General features: G+C 70.6%; 18 protein-coding genes. 16 read left to right on the top strand and 2 right to left on the bottom strand.

The features are described 5' to 3' along the window. The 6 genes from ABT367_RS32260 to ABT367_RS32235 all read left to right on the top strand — a co-directional run. A partial coding sequence (locus tag ABT367_RS32260) for a hypothetical protein (protein ID WP_352256816.1) occupies nucleotides 1-304 on the top strand: 304 nt, incomplete at its 5' end. 348 nt (nucleotides 305-652) lie between these two features. Beyond that, entirely contained in the window at nucleotides 653-1,879 is a 1,227-nt protein-coding gene (locus ABT367_RS32255; RefSeq protein WP_352256814.1) for an ATP-binding protein, read from the top strand. 529 nt (nucleotides 1,880-2,408) lie between these two features. Next, nucleotides 2,409-3,509, top strand: coding sequence for a bifunctional DNA primase/polymerase (locus tag ABT367_RS32250; RefSeq protein ID WP_434975585.1), 1,101 nt, complete (start codon nucleotides 2,409-2,411; stop codon nucleotides 3,507-3,509). Beyond that, nucleotides 3,506-5,029, top strand: coding sequence for a DNA primase family protein (locus tag ABT367_RS32245; protein ID WP_352256813.1), 1,524 nt, complete (start codon nucleotides 3,506-3,508; stop codon nucleotides 5,027-5,029). The genes ABT367_RS32250 and ABT367_RS32245 overlap by 4 nt, the downstream gene beginning before the upstream one ends. After that, complete coding sequence (locus ABT367_RS32240; protein WP_352256812.1) at nucleotides 5,026-5,427, top strand: DUF6009 family protein; 402 nt, start codon at nucleotides 5,026-5,028, stop codon at nucleotides 5,425-5,427. Before ABT367_RS32245 ends, ABT367_RS32240 begins: the two co-directional genes overlap by 4 nt. A 402-nt stretch (nucleotides 5,428-5,829) precedes the next feature. Next, the gene (locus ABT367_RS32235; protein WP_352256811.1) at nucleotides 5,830-6,168 is read left to right on the top strand and encodes a hydroxyisourate hydrolase; all 339 of its coding nucleotides are present in this window, start codon (nucleotides 5,830-5,832) and stop codon (nucleotides 6,166-6,168) included. Here ABT367_RS32235 and ABT367_RS32230 read toward each other — a convergent pair. Beyond that, nucleotides 6,121-9,285 carry an AfsR/SARP family transcriptional regulator gene (locus ABT367_RS32230; RefSeq protein WP_352256810.1) on the bottom strand — a complete coding sequence of 1,055 codons (3,165 nt, stop codon included), beginning with the start codon at nucleotides 9,283-9,285 and terminating at the stop codon, nucleotides 6,121-6,123. The two genes, ABT367_RS32235 and ABT367_RS32230, sit on opposite strands and share 48 nt — an antisense overlap. Nucleotides 9,286-10,042: 757 nt before the next feature. Here ABT367_RS32230 and ABT367_RS32225 point away from each other — a divergent pair. The 10 genes from ABT367_RS32225 (at nucleotide 10,043) to ABT367_RS32180 (ending at nucleotide 19,934) form a co-directional block, all read left to right on the top strand. Further along, entirely contained in the window at nucleotides 10,043-10,180 is a 138-nt protein-coding gene (locus ABT367_RS32225) for a hypothetical protein (RefSeq protein WP_352256809.1), read from the top strand. 84 nt (nucleotides 10,181-10,264) lie between these two features. Then, complete coding sequence (locus tag ABT367_RS32220) at nucleotides 10,265-11,113, top strand: AfsR/SARP family transcriptional regulator (RefSeq protein ID WP_352256808.1); 849 nt, start codon at nucleotides 10,265-10,267, stop codon at nucleotides 11,111-11,113. A gap of 201 nt (nucleotides 11,114-11,314) precedes the next feature. Then, on the top strand, nucleotides 11,315-12,259 hold the full coding sequence (locus ABT367_RS32215; RefSeq protein WP_352256807.1) for an SRPBCC family protein: 945 nt from the start codon (nucleotides 11,315-11,317) through the stop codon (nucleotides 12,257-12,259). A gap of 85 nt (nucleotides 12,260-12,344) precedes the next feature. After that, nucleotides 12,345-13,649 (top strand): hypothetical protein, encoded by a 1,305-nt coding sequence (locus ABT367_RS32210; RefSeq protein ID WP_352256806.1) that lies wholly within the window; start codon nucleotides 12,345-12,347, stop codon nucleotides 13,647-13,649. An 89-nt stretch (nucleotides 13,650-13,738) separates the two neighbouring features. After that, entirely contained in the window at nucleotides 13,739-14,578 is an 840-nt protein-coding gene (locus ABT367_RS32205; protein WP_352256805.1) for a 4'-phosphopantetheinyl transferase family protein, read from the top strand. Between the two features lie 132 nt (nucleotides 14,579-14,710). Further along, complete coding sequence (locus ABT367_RS32200) at nucleotides 14,711-14,887, top strand: acyl-CoA carboxylase epsilon subunit (protein ID WP_352256804.1); 177 nt, start codon at nucleotides 14,711-14,713, stop codon at nucleotides 14,885-14,887. Between the two features lie 50 nt (nucleotides 14,888-14,937). After that, on the top strand, nucleotides 14,938-15,597 hold the full coding sequence (locus ABT367_RS32195; protein WP_352256803.1) for a phosphopantetheine-binding protein: 660 nt from the start codon (nucleotides 14,938-14,940) through the stop codon (nucleotides 15,595-15,597). Between the two features lie 13 nt (nucleotides 15,598-15,610). Further along, nucleotides 15,611-17,155, top strand: coding sequence for a beta-ketoacyl synthase N-terminal-like domain-containing protein (locus tag ABT367_RS32190; RefSeq protein ID WP_352256802.1), 1,545 nt, complete (start codon nucleotides 15,611-15,613; stop codon nucleotides 17,153-17,155). After that, a complete protein-coding gene (locus ABT367_RS32185) occupies nucleotides 17,152-17,997 on the top strand; it encodes a 4'-phosphopantetheinyl transferase family protein (protein ID WP_352256801.1) in 846 nt (281 codons plus the stop codon). The genes ABT367_RS32190 and ABT367_RS32185 overlap by 4 nt, the downstream gene beginning before the upstream one ends. Before the next feature lie 683 nt (nucleotides 17,998-18,680). Next, on the top strand, nucleotides 18,681-19,934 hold the full coding sequence (locus tag ABT367_RS32180) for a helix-turn-helix domain-containing protein (protein ID WP_352256800.1): 1,254 nt from the start codon (nucleotides 18,681-18,683) through the stop codon (nucleotides 19,932-19,934). Nucleotides 19,935-19,959: 25 nt separating this feature from the next. On the opposite strand, the gene ABT367_RS32175 is transcribed toward ABT367_RS32180, so the two are convergent. Next, on the bottom strand, nucleotides 19,960-23,859 hold the full coding sequence (locus tag ABT367_RS32175) for an AMP-binding protein (RefSeq protein ID WP_352256799.1): 3,900 nt from the start codon (nucleotides 23,857-23,859) through the stop codon (nucleotides 19,960-19,962). Nucleotides 23,860-23,897: the final 38 nt, after the last annotated feature.

The following is a 23,897-nucleotide window of genomic DNA, read 5'->3' as shown; positions in this document are numbered from 1 at the left end:
ATCATGGCCTGACGGCGTCCTCGCCGGCGGACAGCGCAAAGCCGCCGCGCCTCGTTGCGCGGACCAATGCCGCACCGGGTGGCCGCGGTGTTCCGGCGCAGCCGTCGACGGTGCGGCCGAGGGTTACCCGACACAGAAGGAGCGCGCGGTGACACCGGAAAAGTCGAAGAGCGAGCAACGGTCAACCGACCGGCGCCGGGACCAACTGGGCAGCCTCGAGGTGTGGGCGCGGTCCGCGCCGATCCGCCTCGCGGGGTACGAGGACGATCTCGCCGAGCCGCACATTCTGCCGAGCGTCGACTGATCTCACCTCTCTGCGGGGTGCATCAGTGACGTCGAGGGAATCCGCACTGCTCGGCGGCATGCGCGGGCGCGGTCCGGTGGTGCTGACGTGCGGAGGTGATCCCGTGGTGCGGACGCGCGGAGGCGGCCCGCCTGGAAGGGGGAGCCAGGCGGGCCGCACAAGGGGGGCATCCGACCTGGTCGTGGCGCGGATGCTGCAGTGCCCAGCGTGACGAACGGCGCCCGAGCGACGCCACAGCCCGACTTGAGGAGGGCCGGGTCGACTTGTGCTCCAGCGCCGGTAGAGCCGCGCTTCCCATGCTGGCAGGACAGCGCGGAACGACGGCGAGCAGGGCGAAGGAGGCGCGGGATGACGCAGGGGGACAAGGCACAGGCGGCTGCCGTACAGGAGGCGGTACTTGCCGCATGCGCTCCGGGCCGGTCCGTGGCCGTGCTCATCGAAGGCGCGCCAGGACTCGGCAAGACCGCGCTGTTGGAGAAGGTCGCGCAACAGGCTGCCATGTCGGGCACCGTTTTGTCCGCGGCCGCCGGCGAGCGGCAGCGTCCCTTCGGTGTGCTCAACCGGCTCCTCGCCGGCAGCTCCGAGCCGGCCTTGTCCGGTCTGCTCACGGGCGAAGGCCGCTCCGCCACGGACACCGGCGCCGCCCTGTGCTCCCAGCTGCGTGACCTCGGCCGCCGGGGGAGCGTGACGCTGTGCGTGGACGATGTGCACCACGCCGATGTGCAGTCCCTGCAGGCCCTGCAATATGTGCTGCGGTCCGCGCAGCCGGCCCCGGTCACTGTGGTGGCGGCCACGGCGGCCTCGGGCGACCGGTGGCGCGCCCTGCTTCCCGCGGACACCCTGCGCAGCCCCCAGGTGCACCGGATGCAACTCGCCCTCCTTGCCCCGGCGGAGACCGAGCATTTCGTGACCGCGCACGCCGCCGCGACCGGCCGTATCCCCCCGCGCGCCGCGGCACGGCTGCACCGGCTCAGCGGCGGCAACCCGCTGCTCCTGGAGGCCCTGTTGGCCGAAGACGCCCTCACCTGCCACCCCGTACCCGGGGGGCCGTTCGTACGGGGCGTCGCCCACCTGCTGCGCCACAGCGGACCTGCCGCCCGTGCGACCGCCCACACCCTCGCCGTCCTCGGCGGACACCCCGTCGGCCCGCCTTTGCTGGCCGAACTGATCGACGGCGGCGCGCCCGTGGCCGTCGATGCCCTGAACGCGCTGCGTGCCTGCGGGCTTCTCGACGGACTCGGCCGCCGGGAGCCGGCGGTCCTGGCCGCGGCGCTCGCGGACTGCGCAGCGCCGGACCTGACCCGGCTACGGCTGCGGGTGGCGCACACCCTGCATACGGCCAAGGCCCCGGCCACGGCGGTGGCGGCGCCGTTGCTCGCGCTGATCGCCGATGGCGCGGGACCGGTGGCGGACGCCGCGGATCAGTCGCTGCTCGCGCAGACGGCCCGCGACCTCGCCGAGTCCGCGGCCGCCCTCCGTATGCAGGGCCGCACCGACCAGGCGGACTCGCTGGAGCGGGCCTCACGCCAACTTCACGTGCAGGTAGGCGACTTGGAGCCCACGGAGGCCCCATAGCCCTCCCATCCCCCGACTGAACGCTCAGTCGCTGCCGAGCAGCACGGAGACCGCCGCCTCGCGAAGCGCACCAGACTTGCTCAAGAGGAGCTTGAGTCACGCTCGCGGCGCGGCGGACCGTGTGCGCGGCGGCGACTGACGCGCAGCTACCTGGGACGCGGCGGGTCGCTCCTCAGTAGCTCGGCAAAGCACCAGGTCACAGACTTCACACAGCCCGCTGAGCGACTGAAGCGACCCAAGTCCCGGGTATGTGGAGCCAATTCAGCGGTTCGTATCAGTTCCTGGCGTCATAGATCACAACGTTCAGTCGCTTCAGTCGCTGCTTCGCGGGAAGCATCACCTGTGACCTGCGTCTTTCCTGCGGACAGACGGGCCCGCCGCCGACGGGCCCAGGTCGCTGCCGCCGGGTCGCGGGTCGCTGCGCCCGGATTGCCGGTCACCTGAGGTCTCAGGAAGGCTCTGGCGCCACAACTCGTGCTCTGCGCTAGCTTCGTCGCCGGGTCGCTTCGGTCGCTGATGGGGGGTTCCGATGGCCGCTGAGCTGCGTGACTGTCTCAGCTACTCAACACCTGGGCCGGCCAACCCGCCGTCGCTCGCCATCGCGCGGTGGTGTGCCGCGCAGGGCTGGCCGGTGCATCCGCTGGCCCCGGGACGCAAGACGCCTTCGGGCAACTGCGCGGCCTGCCGCCAACCCGGACACTCGCACCGGGGATGCGGCTGCGCATCGGCCGGACGGTGGTGTCACGGCTTCTACGCGGCCACGCTCGACTCGGCGAGGATCGACCGCTGGTGGGGGGAGCACCCGGGCCTGGGCGTGGGGGTCGCCTGCGGCGCGGCAGGTCTGCTCGTTGTCGACATCGATGCCCACGTGCGCGAAATCCCAGCACGGGAGCGGCTGTTGCCCGGTATCGGCATTGCCGACAGCGTGGATCTCACCGGACTGAGCAACGGATTCCACACCCTCGCGGTGCTGGCTGCGCTGCGCGGTGTACCGAGCCCCGCCGACGACGCCACCACGCTGCGCGTGCGCACCCCTTCCGGGGGCCTGCACGTCTGGTACCAAGTGCCTCGCGCTCGCCGCTGGCAATGCTCCACCGGATCGGGTTCGGGGCGCTCACTGGCCTGGCAGGTCGACATCCGGGCCTGCGGGGGATACATCGTCGCCCCGGGCACTGTCACTGGCGCGGGCACGTACGAGATGGTCGGCCCCGTCACCCGGCCGGCGCCGCTGCCGGGCTGGCTGGCCCGGGAACTCGAGCGCACGGGACATCTGCCGCAGGACACTCCTGCGGCGACCCGTCCGGTGCCACCGCTCGCCCGCGTGACGGTGGCCGGCCGCGGGCTCGGCCATGCGGCGGCGCAGGCGGCTTTTGCCGCAGTACTGGCCGAGGTGGACGCTTGCGCCGCCCTTCCCGAAGGCGCGGGCTTCTCCGAGAAGCTCAACCGGGCCGCCTACACCGCAGGTGGTCTGGTGGCCGCGGGCCATCTGGACATGGGGGAGGTCCTGGACCTGCTCAACCGGGCCGCCGAGGCGGCTCGTCCCGGCCGGCGGCGACGCCACGAGGCGATCATCCGCGGCGGCCTGCAGGCCGGCACCCGTAAACCCTTAATACTTCGAGGCGCCGGATGACGTCCGAGGAGAGCACGCTTTTCGACTTCGACGCGGAGGCGGTCGCCGCCCAGATCCTTGCCCAGCGCGTACAAACCGCGCCGGTTCTCGGCCAGTTGGACGGCGACCGGGCCATGCCAAGCGGCGGGACGGGGAGCACCACCCGCGGACTGCTGCCCGACTCCCTGTCCGATCGAGGCAACGCCAAACTGTTCGTCAGCCTCTACGCCAAGGACTACCGGCACGTCCCCGGGCTCGGTTGGTGCCGCTGGGACGGCACCTGCTGGCAGATCGACGAGGACGATACCGTGCTGTGGGCCGCCGGTGATCTGGCCGAGGCCATTGCCCCGACCGACCCGCGCGGAGTCCACAGCGCGTCCGCTCTGCAGCAGCACCGGCGTCGCGCCCTGAGCACCGCCGGGATCAACGCGATGCTGGCCCAGGCCAGGACCGCCCCGGGCATGGTGCTCAACGCGGCGCTCCTGGACGCCGATCCGTACGCGCTGTGCACTCCCGGAGGCATCGTCGACCTCCACACCGGACTGGTGCGCCCGCCGGACCCCGACCGCGACTTCCACTCCCGCCGCACCGCCGCGGCCCCCGAGGCGATCCCTGTGCCGCGCTGGGACCGGTTCCTCACCGACACGTTCGGCGACGGCCCCGCAGGAGTGGAGATGATCGGCTTCCTGCAGCTGCTGCTCGGGTACTCCATCACCGGAGACGTCGGCGCGCAGGTCCTGCCGTTCCTCTTCGGCTCCGGCAAGAACGGCAAGTCCGTGCTCCTGGACGTGGTGATGCGACTCGTCGGGGACTACGCGGACGCCGCGCCGCCTGGTTTCCTGATGGCCCGTTCCTACGAAGGGCACCCGACCGACCTCGCCGAACTGCACGGCCGCCGGCTCATCGTGTGCAGCGAGGTCAGGCCCGGCGACCGCTTCGACGAGGCACGCATCAAGCATCTGACCGGTGGCGACCGCATCAAGGCACGCCGCATGCGGCAGGACTTCTTCAGCTTCCGGCCCACCCACAAGCTCTGGCTGCTCGGCAACCACCAGCCCGAAGTCGGGACCGGGGGCTTCGCGTTCTGGCGCCGGATGCGGCTGATTCCGTTCGAGCGTGTCGTCGCCGACCAGTACAAGGTCGACAATCTGGCGGACATTCTCGTCAACGAGGAAGGACCCGGCATCCTCAACTGGTTGATCATGGGAGCACGTCGGTACCTGAGCGGTGACAAGGACCTGCACGGTCCCGAGCGTGTGCGCATCGCCACCACCGCGTACGCCGAGACCGAGGACCACATAGGTCGCTTCTTCGCGGAGTCGTGCCGCCTGGACCACGGCCTGCGGGCCGAACAGGCAAGTCTCTACGCGGCCTACGGGTCCTGGTGCCACAAGGAAGGCGCTCCGGCCGTCTCCTCCCGGTCCTTCGCCGCCCGGGTTCGCGAGACACTCGGTCTGGAGTCACCGAAGCAGATGATCCTTTCCAACCAGCGAAAGTACTACCCGGGTATCGCGCTGACTGCCGACGAGGAGATCGTGTGAGCGCCCTCATCGCGGACGACGAACTGGTGCACGAGGTCGAGCTGGTCTGGCTCGAGGACATCCACGGGCTCGATTACGTACGCCAGAGCCTGGACCGGCTCCCGACCCGCAGGGGTCGCCCCACCTACCATCGCGACGGCCGTATGGTCGGCTACGCGGTGCTCGGCACCGGGGCCAAGCCCTCACGGACCTCGGGCACGTTCCGGCGCCGCGTGTTCTGGCTGCTGCCGCATGACCGTGACGCGGTGCCCGACGGTCTCTACACCACCGGGACACCGGCGGAAGCGGTGGACCCTGGCACGCTGTCGCCCGGCAGCAAGGGACGCAAGACCGAACGGTCCGAAGGCGGAGCGCACGCTGTGCGCCGGCGGGAGGCTGCACCTTCTCCCGATCTGTGACGTCCGCTGCACACGCCGGCTACCACTCCTTGCCGCACCGGGTGTTCCCTATGGATAGGCATATGCGCTTTGGGTATTCGACCGAAACTCCAGCGGCAGTCAAGGCGCGCAGGCGACCATGAGGGCGCGGAGAGAAGCGTCCGTGTCGCATGCCCGTGCGGTGTTGCTTTCCCTCTCGCTCGTTGCAACGGGTGAGAGGGGAAGTGCCGCGTTTGAATCCACTGTTATCCCATTAAATCTCCCCAACTCCTTTGCTTATAGAGCCGGTTGAGGAGAAAAGTGTGGTTGTCAGTGGAGTGAATGCAACGTAGCGTTTCAGAGGCAGGAAAATAGAGGGGTGCTGATCCTCTGACCCAGGTCACGGCAGCTCGACCCCGACCGTGTTCGAGCAGAGGGTTGGTCATGGTGAACTTGACCGTAGAAACGCTGGAGAGCGTCCACGGCCGCGGCGCCGTCGGCCTGCACGCGAGACTCGAGGTGCTGGTCGACCAGGAATGGGTCGTGCTCGACGCGCGCAAGACGGACGAGAACGGCCGGATCGATGACTGGGGCGACCACGGCAAGAGCCAAGGGCTCTACCAGATCGTGTTCGATGTCGACCGGTACTTTTCCGGGCTTGGGATGACACCCACCTGTCCCGAAGTCACCACCACGTTCCGCATCTCCGGCGAACCGGCGCGCTGCCGGGTGACTTTAAGCTTCTCGCTCCACCATCATTTCGCCGCCTTCACCATCACCTGATGCGGCCCACCCGGCCACCTCCCGCAGGCGGTCGAGGACCGGTCCCGCAACCTCCGGCGGCATCGAGGAGATCAGCGTCCGAGCTTCCGCGCGGCACTGCTCGGCGGCCTCGGTCTCCGCGGCGGCCAGATGAGCCGCGTACAACCGGCAGAGCGCTTTTGCCTCTTCGTCCGGCATGTTCACGATCCGGAAGAGCGCCAGCGCCCGCCGCAGTCTGACCACTGCCTCCTTGGCGTCCCCGGCGGTGAGCGAGAGCTCCCCGAGGCTCACGAGGGTGTGACCCATGATCAATCGCTCGTGGTTCTCCTCCGCGCGCGTGAGGGCCTCCTGCAGCACGTTCGCGGCCTCCTTCACGTCCCCGCGCAGCAGCAGCACCGAGCCGAGACCATGGAGCGCATACGCCTCACCGGTGTGGTCGCCGATCAGGCGGACGATGCTGAGGACCTGCTCGAACGCGTCCAGCGCGGCCTCGAGGTCACCGCGCGCCAGATGTGTCTTGCCCAGCCGGTGCAGCACCTGGGCCTCGACGCGCCGGCCATTGCCCTGCCGGCTCAGTCGCAGCGCCTCGTCGAGGAGCCGTCCCGCCGCGGCCTCGTCCCCCTTGGTCAGCTGGATCTGCGCGAGGTGGTGCAGGCAGTAGGCCACGTCGACGGTCTCGCCGCGCTTGCGCAGGATCTTCAACGCGGCCTCGTAATGTGCGGTGGCCTGATCGAGCCGGCCGTCGATCCGGGCCAGGAAGCCGAGTCCTCGCGCGGTCTGGGCGATACCGAGGTGGTTGCCCATTTCTTCCAGCAACGCCGTGGCCTTGCGGAAGAGTTCATCGGCCTGGGCGAAGTGCTGCCGGGTCACGGCGAGCCAGCCAAGGGACTGGAGCATGGCCGCCTCGCCGGTCCGGTCACCGGCCTTACGGCTCGCGGCGAGGGCTGTCTCGTGCGTGCTGCGCCAGTCGTCCAGGCGCACCTGCGTCTCCAGGAACAGCACCGAGGTCATGGCCAACCCCCAGCAGTGCTCGGTGAGTCCCATCATGCCGGCCCGCCGGACGTAGGCGGGCAGTGAAGAGCGCTCCCTGGCGAACCACTGCAACGGCTCTTTGAGGATCCGGTCCACCAGCGGGGCGGGCAGCGGATACAGGAACACGTCATCGCTCTTGATCAGCGCGTCCCGGCCGTACTCGCGATCACGGGCCTGCGCCAGCAGGAAGAGGAAGCAGCCCAGTACCCGCAGGACAGCGGCCTCCCGGTCGTGCGTGCTCTCTTCGGCGACCAGTTGCTCCCGGGCCAGGAGCACGATGAGGCTGTGCAGCCGGTACTGCCGGTTGCGCCCGGTCGTCGCGCCGGCGGCGTCCAGGAGCTGGGCGTCCGTCAGCTCGTTGATCAGGTCGCGCACCGCCGCCTCGGGCTGGTCGAGCAGCGCCATCGCCGCCCACAGGGAGAACGGCCCTTCCTCCAGGAGCGCCAGACGCCGGAACAGCCGCCTTCCGCCCTCGCTCAGGCCGTCACACGCGAGACTGAGGACGGCCCGGATGCCGACGTCGGCATATTTGATCTCGTCGAGTCTTCGGGTCTCGTCCTCGAAGCGTTCCACCAGTTCGGCGATCTCCCAATGCGGCCGGGCGGCCAGCCGGGCACCGGCGATGCGCAGGGCGAGCGGAAGATGCCCGCACAGCTCGGCGAGGGCGGTCGTGGCCTGCTGCTCCGCCGCGGCGCGCTCCGCCCCTGCCATGCGGCCGAGGAGATCCGCGGACTCCTGGGGTGCGAAGGTCGTGACGTCGACCCGTACCGCGCCGGCGAGGCTGCCGATATGGCGACGGCTGGTCATGATCACCGCGGAGGTGGGTCTGCCGGGCAGCAGTGGTCTGATCTGGCTCTCTTCGGCGACGTTGTCGAGGATGATGAGCACCCGCCGCTGCGCGAGCAGCGCGCGGTACATCTCCGCCCGTTCGTCGAGGCCTTCGGGGATCGCCGTGCCCTGGACACCGAGGGCGCGCAGGAACCGTTCGAGCACCTGGGCGGGCGACACCGGAGCGGACGTCGTGCCGTGCAGTTCGGCGTAGAGCCGTCCGTCGGGGAAGTCCGGGGCGACCTGGTGGCCCACGTGGATGGCCGTGGTGGTCTTGCCGATACCCGGCTTGCCGACGAGCGTGACCAGGGGCACTGCCAGCGGGGAACCGTCGGGCGGCGCCACCACCAGTTCGCGGATGCGGGCGACCAGACTCTCGCGCCCGGTGAAGTCGGCGAGGGCGGCGGGCAGCATCTCCGGAACGTCCGCCGCGGCCGTCGGCCCGCCGTCGCCCGCGGGAGGAAGCCGAGTGTCCGGGTGGTCGAGACGGGGGTCCGTGGTGAGGATCGAATGCTCGAGCTCACGGAGTCGGATGTCGGGTTCCACGCCCAGTTCGTCGAGCAGCAGCCGTCGGGTGTCGCGGTAGACGCTGAGCGCCTCCGCCTGGCGCCCGGAACGGTAGAGCGCCAGCATGAGCTGGCCGCGCAGCCGCTCGCGCAGGGGGAACTCCTCGATGAGGTCGAAGAGTTCGCTCACCAGGACGCTGTGCTCACCCAGTGCGAGTCTGAGGCGGATGTGCTCCTCGGCGGTGGTGACGCGCTGTTCGGTGAGCCGGCTCGCCCCGGCCTCGACCACTTCGCCGGGCAGCCCCTCCAACGGGGCGCCGCGCCATAGCGCGAGTGCCTCGCGGTAGGCGGCCGCCGCCTGCTGATCCTGCCGCGCGTCCCGCAGTTCGCGCGCCGTGTCGACGAGCGAGTGGAAGCGCAGGGCGTCGAGGCCCGCCTCGTCGGTCTGAAGGAGGTATCCGCTGGGGTGGGTGCGGATGACGTCACCGACGCCGTGGGCCACGAACTGGCGCCGCAGACCCGACACACTGATCTGGAGCTGGGCGCGTGCCGTCGGCGGCGGATTCTCCTCGTACATGGCGCGGATGAGCCGGTCGGTGCTCACCACTTGGTTGGGATCGAGCAGAAGCGCGGCGAGTACGGTCCTCTGGCGCGTGCCGCCGAGGTGCAGCGGCGTGGAACCGACGCTCGCTTCGAGGGGCCCGAGAATGCGGAACGCGACGCCGGATGAGCAGATCTCGCTACCGTCCCCGGACATGGTCTGCTGCCCCACGTAGTTTCCCCCCCAAGGAACGTGCGCCGCTCGATGAACTCTAAAGATCCGCTGATGAGCCAGTCAACGCGTCAAACACGTGTATGTAACAGGACGCGGCGCAAATTCCCGTGCTCCGGCGGCAAGAACTCCTGGTTCGAGACGCTCGAACTCGGATCGGGCGGCGCGGCCCGGCCGTTCGGGAGTTCCGGGACCGGCGAACGGTCTTGACGGATCCTTAACGCCGATCGGGTCGTGATGTCATTCTCCGGGGAAGTGAGACGGATGCTCGGGGACAGAGACGTTCATGAAATACCGCCGAGACCCGAAGGGATCTTCTTCCCGGTTTCTCCGTAAGGCGGCATACGGCGTGGAATGGCCCGGGAAGCGGCGCCTGTATCAGGATTCTCGCACTTATGGATCGGCGATTTTCGGCTATCACGGATCAATTTCGGCCACCTGCCTGCGGTGTTCACTGGCCGGCGGCCAGTCGTCTGCCGTGTCGCGCCCACCCCAGGACCGGTGCCGACCTGCGTGTTTCCCGGGCGGCAGGGCGTGGTTGAAGCCCTGAGCCGCCCCGAACCGCGGCCCGATGCGGCCACTATCGTTCCTCTATCGTCACGGGCAGTTGGTCGATCGTGACGCGATGGCGCGACTTGCCAGCCTTTAGGCATCCTCAAGCGCCGCCACCAGGGCGGACTTCGTGAAACGGGAGCCAGCGCACATGATGAAGAACTGGTTGCTTCGTGCCTCTTGCGCCTTTTTCCTCGCTGCGGTCGTGACAGGCGCGACCTCGCAGTTGGCCACTTCTGCCGACTCGGCTGCGCCGGCGGTGACGGCGGTGACGACCGCCGGAACGGACGATGGTGAGCAGCCCGTCGTCGTCGAGCCCGACCCGAACAACCCCTGGGGCTAGCGGGTCGTACGAGGCCCATCGGGCCAGCCGCGCGCCGCATGGCCGCGCGCTCGACGAACACTCCACAGACGACGGGAAGACAGCGTGGACATCGACGTACTCGGTGCATTGGCCGTACGGGAGCAGGGTGTTTCGGTCACTCCCACGGCCCCGAAACCGCGACAAGTACTTGCTCTGCTCGCGCTCAACGCCGACCAAGTCGTCCCGGTTGCCACCGTGATCGAAGAACTCTGGGGCGCCGAGCCCCCGCGCAGTGCGCGCCCCACCCTGCAGACGTACATCCTGCAATTGCGTGAACTGATCGAGGCGGCACTGCGTCAGGGCGATGAATCGCCGCAGCGCAGCGCCAAGGACGTACTGATGACCGTGCCCGGCGGCTATCTGCTCAACACCGGCGAAGGACGCAGCGACATGCGGGACTTCGAGCGGATCGCAGGTGCCGGGTATCGGGCGATGGACGCAGAGGACTACCCGCAGGCGGCAAAGCGGCTGAATGAGGCACTGGCCCTGTGGACCGGACAGGCCCTGGCCGACATCCAGACCGGACCTCATCTCAAGCCGCAGGTCAAACGGTTGGAGGAAAGCAGGCTCTGCGCGCTCGACCAGCGCATCGACGCCGACCTCCGGCTGGGCCGGCACCGCGAACTCCTCGCCGAACTGACCGTGCTCATCAGCCGTTACCCCACCCACGAGAGCCTGTACGGACAGTTCATGGTGGCCCTGCATCGTTCCGGCCGCCGCGGCGAGGCACTCAACGCCTACCAGCAGCTCCGTACGACACTCGTGCGCGACCTCGGCCTCGAACCCTCGGCCGCGCTCGTCAAGTTGCAGCGCTCCATCCTCGTCTCCGGCCCGCTCAGCGGCCCTGCCGCGTCGGGAGGCAGCGGCCTCAACGGGACGGCCGCCGACCGCGGTCTGACCCCGACCGGATGACGCAACTCGGCCCCGCCGACGAAACCGAAGAACCTTTCTGAGCAGCCGAGGAAGCGGTCTCCACCCGTGACACACGTCCTGGTGGGGCCGTTTCGCTGCGGCGGGACATGAATCGGGTTGCCTCCGTCCGGACTCAAGTGCCGCTCCAGGTCTGCCGTTCAGGCTCGGCGTATCTGCGCGGACTGGGAGGAGGGCCCGCTCATGTCGTCGCGGTCAGCGCACTTCGTCGAGCACACGGTCTCTGTGGCGGCCCCCGCCTCGGCGGTCTTCGGACTGTTGACCGACGCTCCACGATGGCCCCTGTTCCTCCCCTCATACATGCACGTGGAACGCATGGAGTTCGACGGGGTCGAGGAGCACCTGTGGGTGTGGGAACTCGTCGCCGGACGGATCCGTTCCACACGGATCAAGCGCGTGCTGCGGCCCGAGGACCGGTCGGTCGACTACGAGGAGTTCGCAGCTGGCGACGCCTCCTGGCCGGGTGCAGTGGCGTCCGGGACCTGGAGCGTCGCACCCGAGGACGCAGCGCGCTCGAGCCTGACGCTGCGCTGTGAGTCCTCGACCCAGACGCCCGACGAACTCGACACGGACGTGCTGCTCCGCCTCGACGGGCTCCGGCGCATCGCCGAACAGTGGGACGCCTTCGACGAAATCCTGCTGTCCTTCCAGGACACCACCCGAATCGACGGCCCGCCCGAACTCGTCTACGACTTTCTCTACCGGGTTCAGGACTGGGCCGATCTCCTGCCGCACATCGATGCCGCGGAGGTCTGCGAGGAACGGCCCGGTGTTCAGATCGCCGTATTGGAAACCTGTGCCGCCCATACCGGTCTGTCGGTCACCGCACAGACCGTACGGCTGTGCTTTCCGGCCGCCGGGCGCATCGTCTACAAGGAGACGCTGCCCCCCGACCTGGTCGCTGCCCACACCGGTGAGTGGTCCATCGAACCCGGCGTGTCGGGAGTGACCCTGATCTCCACGCACCAGGTACTGCTGCGGCCGCAGGCCGTGGCGGAAGTCCTGGGACCGGACGCCCGCCTGGTCGATGCCCGCCACTACGTGCGGGAGTGGTTCGGCCGCGACGGCAGGGCAGCGCTCAGCCTTGCGAAGTGGCGTGCGGAGAGTCAGCTGAGCCGGCTGCGATGACGGCGAGGACAGCCAAGGCGACGCAAGCAACCGAGGTGCCGAAGTGCACGGCACAAGACACCGCACAGGCCGAGGAGACGGGCCGATGGTGAACCACACGCCGGCCGGATCGCTCGCCCCGGGCCCCGGACATGCGGCCGGCGCGCGCGGCTACGCAGCCGTGCCGGTCCCTGTGGACGTGGCGCAGCGTGCGCTGCGCCTGGAGGCCTTGCTCGGAAACCCCGAAGACCCCGCAAACCCCTACGGCGCAGCCGCCCTCGCAGCCGCCGCGGGCATGAGCGGCAGCGCACCTCGCACAGCAGCCCCTGACGGCATCGGCGACGAGGCGGCCGCATGGCCGGACGCGGCGCAATTCGTCCGCGGGCTGAGGCCGTTGCTCCGCCGCGACCTCGGCCTCGCCGACGCCTGGGTGCTGCGGCCGCTGCGCCAGGAACCGGCTCAGGCGCTCGCCCGTCTGCTGGGACCTGCGGCGCTGCTCGCGGCGACAGGTGGCGTGCTGCACACCACCGCCGCGATCGTGGACGGCCGGGCCCGGCATGACCCGGCGGCGCGGCAGTGGCTACCCGTTCTCGCAGCCGTTTTCGCGGACCTGCTTGCCTGTGAGGCGCTGACCACGGTCGCGCTGCGCGGCCTCGCCCCCGCCGATGACGCCGGGGCGCTGCCGGTCGCCGTGACCGGCTACCTCGTACCGCATCTGGTCAGTGACCTGCTGGCGGACCTCGAACTGGTCCTGCAGGAGAGCGAGTTCGGACCCGACAGCACCGAACGCCAGGTGCTCGCCGCGCTGGAGGGGCACCGGCACACGGCAGGTGTCGATTGGCGGGCCGCTCTCGTGGCACAACAACAGCTGGTGCGTGCGCCTTCCGTGCGCGCACAACCGGCCGCGATGCCCGAACTGTTCCGCCTGGCAGAGCCGGCGCCGGGCGTCGGCGCGACACGGTGCACCGAGGCACTCCTGGCCGTACTGCCCGACGCGACCGCCCACTGCTTCGGGACGGACGACGGCGATGGGGCGACGGCCCAACTCGCCAAGGTGGGGCGCAGGCTTGCGACCGAGCAGCGCCATGTGCACGGCGCTCTCCGGGACGCAGCCACCGCCGACCCGGACGGCGCGCCGGCGCGTGCCCTTGCCGACCGGCTTGCCCTGGTGCTGCTGGCCGGCGCAGTCCTCGGAGTGGCCCGTGCCGCCGCGCCATCGGATGAGGGCTTCCTCGGCCGGCCCGAATGGGCGCTACTCGCCCTGTGCCGCATCGGCCGGCGGCTCGGCTTGCCGCTGCCCGTCGGCGCGGATTCCGCATCAGGCGCGAGCTCAGCCGTCTGGACCGAACTGGCCGAGCGCGTACACCAGCGCGTCGACTGCGACCTGTACGCAACGCGGCAGCTGTGGTGAGCAGGTAGGTCCGCACACCGAGAAGTCAACCAGGAGCGCCGGAGGCGGTCCTGAGAGGAAAGGTCGGGGAGTTGACCGTGCGCCGGACCGTGGCAGAACCCGTTCATGTGGCCGGGCCCCAGCATCCGTGGGACGAAGTGGCCGAACGCGCCCGGGACACCGGGCATGTCGTGGTGCACACGTCATGGGGCGAGTGGCTCACAGCCGCGCTCCTCGATCCTGAACTGCGCGCCCTGCTCGGGCGGGACTGGCCGCGCTACCGGGAGGCACCCACCCCGCCCAGCCGATTCGTCTTCGCGGTCTCGCGGCTGGTCGTCAAACACACCGCCGCGGCGGTCCTCGAGGTCGCCCCCGCGGATCTCGACATCGCCTACCAGCCCAGTGGCCGGCCCACGTTGCGCGGTTTCGGCGAGGACCTGCAGCTGAGCCTCGCTCATACCGAGGAACTCATCGTCGCCGCGGTCAGCCTCAACGGACCGGTCGGAGTCGACGCCGAGGTGAGCACGCGAGAGATGTCGTACGAGCTGCTGCGTCCCCAGGTCTGCACCGAGCGCGAGGCCAATGTGCTCGACGCGCTGCCGGAGGGCGAGCGCATGGCGCGCCTGTTGCGTCTGTGGACTCTCAAGGAGGCCTACACCAAGGCCCTCGGGCAGGGCATGAGGCGCCGGTTCAGCGCCGTGGGCTTTCACTGGGACGCGGAGGGACACCCGGTGCTGGACGAGGATGCCGACTTCGCCGACGACTGGTCGTTCGCCACCCACTGCGTACACGGCCGGTACCTGGTGAGCCAGGCACATCACCACACCCCGTCCGAGCTCCGGCCGACCGCTGCCGCAGTACCTACGCCACCGGATGCTGTTGCCGCAGAGCGCGGACGAGAAGAGCCGCTTCGCCAAGTCGTCGCATTCCCAGGGCGGTCAGGTTGTTGAACGGGCACGAACAGACCTGAACGGCCCCGGTGCCCACGAGTTGGGCCGAGGTCCGTTCGGTGCGCTCCAGCGGGACGAAAGCGTCCGTCAAGCGCGGTGGCGGAACGTGTCCAGGAGGCTTGAGGAGGAACCATGCCCGATACGAGTGAGGCGGAGCTCGGCGTGCGCGTCGAACGAGGCCGGGCGAACGCCGATGAACTGGCCGCACTCACCGTCGCGTTGCTCGCAGTGCGCGCACGGGATGAGGCCACGATCCGTCGCACATCGGGGGCGCGCTCCACGCGCTGGTGGCGTCCGTCGGGCGCATGAGGCAACAGGCAGTCCCAGCGCAACGATCCCACTACCCAGGAGGCAGAGCCATGACCGGCGTACCGCTGACCGATGGCCTTGCCGGCGTGATCCAGGCGCTTGCCGCCGTGTTGCGCACGGAGCCCGACCGGATCGATCCGGAGCAGAGCTTTCGGACACTGGGCCTGGACTCGATCCATACCGCTGAACTGATGGCCGCGATCAACGCCCGCTTCGGTACCGCGGTGGTGGCCGACGCCCTCTACGACCACCCGACCCCGGCCGCCCTCGCACGCCATGTCCAGGCGCAGGGCCGATCCACGCAGCAAACCGCGGACCATTCCACGGCCCAGGTGCGCGAGGCGCTGCGCGATCGGCTTGCGGGCATCGTGGGCTGCGACGTGGAACGGATCGACCCCGAGGCCCCGTTCCATGCATTCGGCCTGGACTCCATCCGCGCGGCCGAGTTCATGGCCGCGATCAACGCCGCGTACGGCCTGGCCGAACGGCCTGTCACGCTCTACGACCACCCTGATCTGGCCACCATGGCGGCCCATGTCACCGCGGTCGCCTATGGAACGGGGACCGAACCGGCTCCGGTCCGCGCCGAGGACGCCGTCACCGGCCCTGAGATGAACCAAGACGAGGTGGGTGCGCTCCTGGACGCCGTACGTGCCGACATGCTCACTGTCGACGAAGCCGCGGCCCTGCTGGCATTCCGGCCCGCCTGACCCGAGGACATGCATGGACACCAGGGAGATCCTGACCCGGTTCAAGGGCGGCACGATGGCCAGGGATCAGGCCGTGGCCCTGCTGACCGGAACTCCGCTCAACGATCCGCCCCCCGAGCCGGCGGTCGCCGAGTCCACCAGGACCATCGCGGATTCCGTACCGGTGGGGCGCAACCTGCACGAGCGGGCCGAAGCACCGCAGGCGTACGGCAACCCGGGCGCCGACCGGTACGCCATCACAGCCCTGCACGCATGCGCTGCGAGTGCCGACGGGCTCGAGATGTTCGACGCGGAGTTCTTCGGCCTTGATGCGCAGGACGCCGCACGACTCGGCGCGCAGGAACGCCTGTTGCTGGAGACCGTCTGGCAGATGATGGAGAAGGCGGGGCACGTCGGCGCCCGGCTCGATGCCCTCACCACCGCACACGGATCACCCCGCGCAGTGAGCCTGCACCTCGCCGGGGCGGCCGGCAGCGGCGGCGCGCCGGCCGGCAGGCTCTCCGCACTGCTCGATCTGCGCGGGCCGAGCCACTGCGTGGACAGCGGCGCCACCTCCTTTCTGAGCGCCCTGCACCTCGCCCTGCGCACGCTGCGGGCCGGCGACTGCGCGGCAGCCGTGGTCGCAGAGGTCGGCAGCGGCGGTGGCAGCATCCTCGTCAAGCCACTCACGGCGGCCCTGACCACGGGGGACACCGTGGTCGCGGTCATCCGCGCCAGCGCCTCAGGGCACATCGGGCGGGAGCGGCCGGCATACGCGGACGCTCGCCTCGCCGAGCAGGCGCGGGCTGCCGCGGACCTGGAGACCACCGATATCACCGTGGACGAAAGCGAAGCAGGTGACGCCGGAGCCGGCCTCGGATTCGCGGCGCTCGCGCGCACCCTCCGAGAACTGACTGCCGGTACGCCATCGCCCGGAGCCGACGGCCACGGCGCAGCCCTGCCCCAGCGGCGTGATCCGCAGGGCAGCGACCTCGCGCGGACCGCGGCCCTCCGTGTGCGCGGTGCGAGCGGGACCAGCGGCCACGTGATCCTGGAGGAACACCTACCGTCGGACCCCGAAGTACTGGCCGCCGCACCGGACTTCGACGACCGCGACGAGCTGGTCCTGTTGTCGGCGCCCACCCCGCGGCATCTGGCGGAGACGGCCCGGCTGTTCGCGGACCGGTTGACCGCGCGGGCCGGCGCACCTCCGGCGCTGGCCGTCCTCGCCCATGAACTGCGCGTCGGCCGCGCCGCCATGGCCTGCCGCCTCGCCGTGACCGTACGCCGGCGCGACGAACTCGCGCGGCTGCTGAGCCGGTTCGCCCAGGGCGCCGAGGACCCCGCCGTGCGCCACGCCGATCTGCGCGAGCAGTCGGGCCAGCCCCCTCTCGTCGAGGAGCTCGAGGAGACCGGTGCCTATCTGACAGCCCTGTGGCGAGGACGTCACCTGGAGGCGCTCACCCGGCTGTGGCTGGAGGGCGTCGACGTGAGCCGTGGTGAACAGCCCACGTCGCAGCAGCTGTTGGGGCTGCCCGGTACCGCCATGCTGCGCCGGCCGCTGAGCTGCGGCGCATGAACGCGACCACAGCGCCGCGGGCGCGCCGCACCGAGACCGCCTCGCCGCCGGAGCCGGTGAAGGTATGGCTGTGCTCCAACGACGAGCTGCCGTCCGAGCTCGCGAGCGTACTGGCCGAGCACTGGCTCGACGAGGAGGAACAGCAGACCGCGGACCGCTTCCTCTTCGAACGGGACCGGCGCCAGTACCTCGTCGCCCACAACCTGGTTCGCCGTGCGCTCGCGCTGGAGGCCGGGCTCGTGGAGGCGGAACTGGGCATCTGGAGGTCCCCACGCGGACGCCCCTTCCTGCGGCCCATGCCCGGCGGACTGCCCCGCGGCGGCGGTCACCTGGACTTCAACCTGTCGCACGCGAGCGGCTACAACCTGCTCGGCATCGTCCGCAGGCACCGCATCGGTGTGGACGTGGAAGTTCTCGACCGTGACGCCCAGGCCATCGAGACGATCACCTCCACCTTCGCTCCCGAGGAGCAGGAGTGGATCGCGCGCGTCGGGCAGGGCCCGGCACGCGACCGGCGCGCGCTGCGACTGTGGACGCTCAAGGAGGCCTACTCCAAGGCGCGTGGCCTCGGACTCGGGCTGCCTTTCGACGAGTTCGCCTTCACCCTGGCCGACGAGCGCGGCGTCCTGGCGTTCCGTCCACCGGCCCAGGACCCGTTCCCGCGGTGGCACTTCCTCGAACTGGAGCCGACGCCCGACGTGCTGGTCGCGATCGCCCTGCCGGTGGACGAGGCCACCGCGTCCCGTCCGCCCGAGCTGCAGCTCCACCTCGGCTTCCCCTGGGCGCGGGCGGTACCCCACCCCGTCACGCTGCCGGACCCGGTGGGCCTGCCGCAGCGGTGACACGCGCCGCTGCCCGGCGGGCTGCCCTGCTTTCCCGGGGCCGCCTGCAGCCGCGCGGGACCCCGGCGTTCGCCGGCCCGGTGGCCTGCCTGACTTCCTGAGGCCCCCCGCGGCCGTGCGACCCCGGCCTTCGCCCCGTCACAGTGGGCAGCCTTGCCTACGGCACACGGGAGTTCATGTCCTCCCGGCGAGGCGGGCCGCCCACCCATGCGGCCATGTCGGACCGCACCCTGAGGTGAGCGGGCGCGAGCCCGCGTACAGCCGGCACGCCTCACGGCCAGTCGAGGTCATCGTCCCCTGGCGAGGCGCATTGCGCTTCCTTCGCCTTGCCGCCGTCGTCCCAGGGCGTGGCACAGGGAATCGGGCAGTTCATGGGCGACTCCGATTCCCGGGCGAGAGGGGGCAATTGACACACCTCATCACTCATTACTGGAGAACCTGACCTAATACGGAGATCCTGCCCGTCCTCGCTGGACGAACACTCGAAGAAGTCGTGAGAACGGCACGAGAAACACACGAGAGCGGGCAAAGGCGCAGGCCGGCGTCCTGGCAAATGTTTGCCTGGCTGTTGCCGCCCTGTCTAACCTCGATGTGACCCCGCCGGTCTGCTTCCCGCCGGCAGCCAGAGCATTCCGCTTCTGTTCCCGCTCCTGGAACACAAGGGGACCCGGCGAAAGGCCTCCATGCTTCGACAACCCGCGTTCGGCCAGCGCCTGAAGAAGATGCGTGCCGCCCAAGGGCTCTCCCAGACCGCGCTGGCCGGGGACGGCATGTCGACGGGTTATCTCTCCCGCCTGGAGTCAGGGGCACGCCAGCCCACCGACCGGGCGGTCGCCTATCTCGCCGAGCGGCTCGGTGTGCAGCCGGCGGACTTCGAGGAGCCCGCGAGCGGTTCGCTGGCCAACGCGCTCAGCCTCGCCGCCTCGACAGGCGCCGACGACGCGCTCGTCACCCTGCAGGAAGCCCTGGCCGCAGAAGGACACGAGTCACCGGTGCTGCGCTGGCAGGCCGTATGGCTCCTGGCCGAACACTGCCGCCGGCAGGTCGACTTCGAGGCCGAGCGGGTCCATCTCGAAGAGCTGATACGGCTCGGGGACCAGGTGGGCCTTGTGCCGCTGAGGGTGCGGGGCCTGAGCCGGCTCTCGCGTTGTGTGCGCGCCCTGGGCGACATTCCCTACTCCCTGGACCTCGCCATGACCGCCCATCAGCTCTCGCGGGAGCACACTCTGGGCGTCGACGACCAGGCCGGGGTGCTGCTCGCCCTGCTCTCGGCACAAAGCGAGGCGGGGCGGCTGACCGAGGCACAGGCGAACGCCGACGAGCTCATCGCGCTGGTCGAGGGCCGCACGGACTCCCTCTGGGCGGAGTCCTTGTGGGGCGCGGCCGCCATCCGTGCGCGACAGGGTGACGACGCGGGCGCGGCACGCCTGCTGCAGCAAGCACTCGACGGGTTCTCCAGCAAGGAGGACCTGGTGCTCTGGTTGCGCCTGCGGATCGCCGCCGGCCGCTCGTTCGTCGTGCAGACACCGCCCGACGCGCAGGCCGTGCAGGCCTGCATCACCGGTGCCGAGCAGGCCTTGGCCTTCGTGGGCACCGACGGTCTGCGCCAGCAGCTCAACTCGCTCAAGGTCGAGTACGCGTTCCTCACCAGCCGGTACGACGACGCCGGCGCCCTCCTCGACGAACTCGCCCAGGAGCAGTTGCGGATGAGCCATCGCGACCAGGTCCGGCTCGACATCTTCCGCAACCAACTGCGGATCCGCAGCGGCGACCCGAGCGGAGTGGACGGGTTGCGTGCCCTCGCCGAGCAGGCGCATGCGGACGCGAACCTCGACCTTGCCGCGCACATCTGGCGTCTCCTGGCCAAGGCGCTCACGGAGATGCAACAGGGTGCCGCGGACGCGGTGCAGACCACAGCGGCGCACGGCAGCTCCTGAACCCGCCCGAGACGATCCGCCGCTCTCACAAGAGCCCGCCCAGGCGAGCGGTGATGTGGTCGAGGCACGTGTCGTAGGAACCCTCGGGGTGGGAACGGCGCCAACCCGCTGGCGCGTCGACCGTCGCGGGCCACAGTGCGTGATGGCCTTCCGGGTCGGCCAGGACGACGAAGGCGGCGAGCGTGTCGTCGAACGGGTCGTCGGCCGCACCGCGGTCCAGCACACGCAGCGCACCTCCGGCATCCAGACGACCCGCACAACCGGTACGCCACATCCGGGCAGGAACGCCGTCCGGTGCGAACGGGTCGGGCAGGAACCGCTCACCCGTCGCGGCGGGCGCCCCCGCATAGCCCTGCGCCACACCCGCACCCGCGATGTACAGCGCTCCCTCTTCGCCGGGAGCCACCGGCCGCAGCTCGCCGTCGAGCAGATAGACGCGGTATCCCGGGGCGGGCCTGGCGGGACTTTCACCGGACTGCTCGACGACCAGGCGGCCCTCCGCCCAGCCACCGCTGACAGCAAGCTCGATGTCCTCGCCGCGGGCCAGCGCGAGCAACGCGCACAAGGTCTCGTCCGCGCCGCCGAGCACGGTGCGGGCCTTCATCTGCCGCAGCCAGCCGAGGACTTCCTGCGGTACGGCTTTGGTGAGCGAACCGTCCGGCACGTGCACGCGCGCGCCGCAGACCAGAACACCGAGCAGGCCGAGCGCCGTGTCCGCGTCGGGGTATCCCTGGACCAGCCAGGCGGCGTCACCGGGCGGAGTCAGGGCCGCGGCCCCGATGGCGGCGGCACCGATCAGAACCGTCCCGTCGCCGGTGGGGGCGAGCACCACCGGCGCACCTTCGGCGAGCGGACGGACCCGGTCGGCATCCGTGACCGGCCACGGCGCCGACGCCGGGCCCGACTCGCCCTGCACGAGACGGACCGCTCCAGGCACGGGCCCGAGTACCAGATCCGCCGTCTCGTCCAGCAGCAGCACCGCAGGGCACACATCGGAGGTCAAGGCCGTGGAGGGGTCCACCGGCAGCAGTGCCGCACCCGTCTTGAGGACGGCGAGCGCGGCCACCGCGAAGGCGACAGGTGAGGACAGCGCCGTCAGCACCGAAGTACCCGGGCCCGCGCTGTGACCGATCAGCGCGCGCGCCAACAAGTCGGCGCGGGCATCGAGTTCGCCGTACGTCACACCGGGCAGCGCCGGAGCGAGAGGGGCACGTGCCACCTGGGTGCGGAAGAGTGCGAGGACGTCATCGGTGCGGTCGACGGGCAGCGGGCTCTGCCCGCCCGCCCAGGGAGCGCACGCATCGGCTGACGGCGGCTGGGGGCCGAGCATGCTCAGAGGGAGCGCCGGGTTGTCGAGGACGGCGGTGAGAACAGCAGCGAACTGCCCGGCGAGTTCCGCCGCGGTCTCCTGGCCGATCAACCCGTCCCGGTACGCGGCGCCGAGGACGATGCCGGCACAGGTGCCCTCCGCGGTCTGCCGTTCGGTCAGCGTGAGCACCACATCGGCATCCGGTACGGGCAGTCGGGGCCGTTCGGGCCGCACGGTGAGCCCGGCCGCCTCGAACTGCCAGGATTCTCCCTGCACTTCCTGGAGCACGGCCAGGGCGACACCTCCGGCTTCGGCGAGTTCGCCGGTGGTGCTCCGGAAGGCGACCAGGTCCGCGCTGTGCACCCGGCGCAGCAGCTCGCTGAAGGCGGGGTCACCTGTGGTGTCCGCGGACAGAGCCAGAGTGCGCGCGTAGAAACCGACCGCGCCGCGCAGGGCCTGGCCGTGCCGTGCCGGGACCTGCGCTGCCACCGTCACCCGCTGCCCGCCGACGCCGAGCGAGTTCAGCAGCGTGACCAGCGCGGCGTGCGCCACCGTGAACAGGGTGGCGTCGTGCGCGGCGGCGAACGCGACGAGCCGGGCGTGCAGCTGCTCGTCCAGGTCGACCTGCACATGGTCGTACGACTCATGTGCGCACGGGTCGTACGACCGGGGTTCGCGCGGGGCGCAGCCCGGCAGCGTGGTGGGTGCAAGGTCGCCGTTCAGCGCTCGGGGCGCGCAGTCGAGGCCGGTGGGGGAGCGGTGTGGGACGGCTCCGGTGGCGCGGGCCTCGTAAGCCCGGGCGAGTTCTGCCGCCAGCGGCAGATGCGACCACAGGTCGACCGAGTCGGCGGGCAGGGTCAGTTCGAGGAGATGGTCGTCGTCGGCGAACGTGCGCAGCCGCGTGCCGGCCGCGCCGACACGTGAGGAGCGCAGCGCCTCATGGCGCCGGCCCAGATCGGTCAGGGCCTGGTCGAGGGCCCGGCGGTCGAGCGGACCGCGCAGCCGCAGCGGCAGCACGGCGCTGTCCGTGCCCGCGCGTACCGGCCCGCAGGCGGCGGCCGGGCTGTCGCCGAGCACCGCGGCGAACTCCGCGGGGGTCGGTGCCTCGTACAGTGCCCGGACCCCCGGGTCCGCCTTCAGCGTGGCGCGGACCCGGGACAGCAGCAGATCGGCGTCCGATGCGTCGGCGCCGAGGGCGAAGAAATCGGATCCGGCGTGCACGCGGCTGCGCGGCAGCCGCAACACCTCGGCGAACAGGTCGCGCACGATCTCCTGGATCGGGGAGCCGGGCTCGGTCCGGTCCGCGGCGGTGGCCTCCTCGGAACGCGTGGAATCCTCATCGGCGGTCATGCCCGCCGACGTCGAACTGTCCCCGGAACGAGCGGTCGGCGGCGCGTATACGCCGGTCAGAGGGCCGGCCGGGACCTGGTCCGGGTCGACGTAGACGATGTCGAGCAGCTCGCGCCCCTGCCCCGACCACGTCGGCAGGGCCAGATATCCCAGGAGCTCACCGGCCGCGCACAGCTCCTCCGGATCCGGGGCGGGCCAGGCGTGGGGCGCACGGGAGTCGGGCACCGCGGCGAGGCGCAGGCACGCGGGACGTGCCGCCTCCAGGAGCGCCGTGGCGCCGGCGGGTGACCAGACGTCACTGCCCCAGCGCAGGACGGGAGCGGTCGCGAGATCGGCGACCGGCTCCTCGGTATGCAGGACGACGTCATAGGCGTGACGGGTCCGCTCGTCGTGGTGGATGTTCCGCTTGATGCGCAGGTCCACGGCCCGGACCGCCGGCAGTTCATGGGCGAGTGCGGTGAACACACCGGGGTCCAGCGGCGGTTCGCCATCGGAGCCCATGTCCTCCCGGCCGATGTTCACGTCGCCGAGGAACAACGTCCCGCCGGGCGCGAGAAGGGGCAGGGTGCGAGCGACGAGGTCACGTACGGCAGTGGGGGTGGCGCAGCGGCGCACCACCGCGTCGAGCACGATCGCGTCGAAGTGGCTCGAGGGAAGCCCGGTGGTGTCCTCGAGGTCCTGGCAGTGCAGCCGGGTCCGCCTAGTGAGCGCCGGACCGCACTGCGCCCGGGCCGCGAGCGTCGCAAGAGTGCGTGCGCACGGGCCCGTACCCCAGTACTCCTCGCACTCCGGGAGGTCGCGCAGGGCGCCGAAGCGTCCGGAAGCGCCGACGCCGATCTCCAAGACCCTGCGCCACGGGCGCAGGTCGTCGAGGTCCGCGCCCCGAAGGGCCGGCGAACCAACAGGGTTCGGCGAGCCGCCTGCGGCCAGGAGCTCTCGGTGTGACACCACGACGCCCTGCGGAGTGCCGGTGGCCGCGTACCAGATGTACGCGGCGTCGTCCGGATGCGGATCCGCCGTTGCCTGGTCCGGCGCTCCTGAACGTGCGGTGAGGTCCGCCGCTTTGGCGAACGGAGCAAGGGGTGGCGAGTCCACGTCGTCGAGATCCACGACCAGCGCGTCGAGTCCTCGGTAGTCGCCTTCGCACGCATCCCGGGTCAGGACCACCCGGGCAAGGCTGTCGCGCACGACCAGCCGGCGGCGGGCTGTCGGCGCGGACGGATCGAGGGTGACGAGAGCGGCGCCGGCGCACCTCCTCTTCCCCAAGGGGCCACTTCATGCCCACGCGTCGCCCCGCGAGGTTC

This window comes from Streptomyces mesophilus, assembly GCF_040300965.1.
Lineage (GTDB): Bacteria > Actinomycetota > Actinomycetes > Streptomycetales > Streptomycetaceae > Streptomyces > Streptomyces mesophilus_A.
The sequence above is the reverse complement of the archived record's forward strand: the minus strand, read 5'-3'. Positions and strand labels throughout refer to the sequence as shown.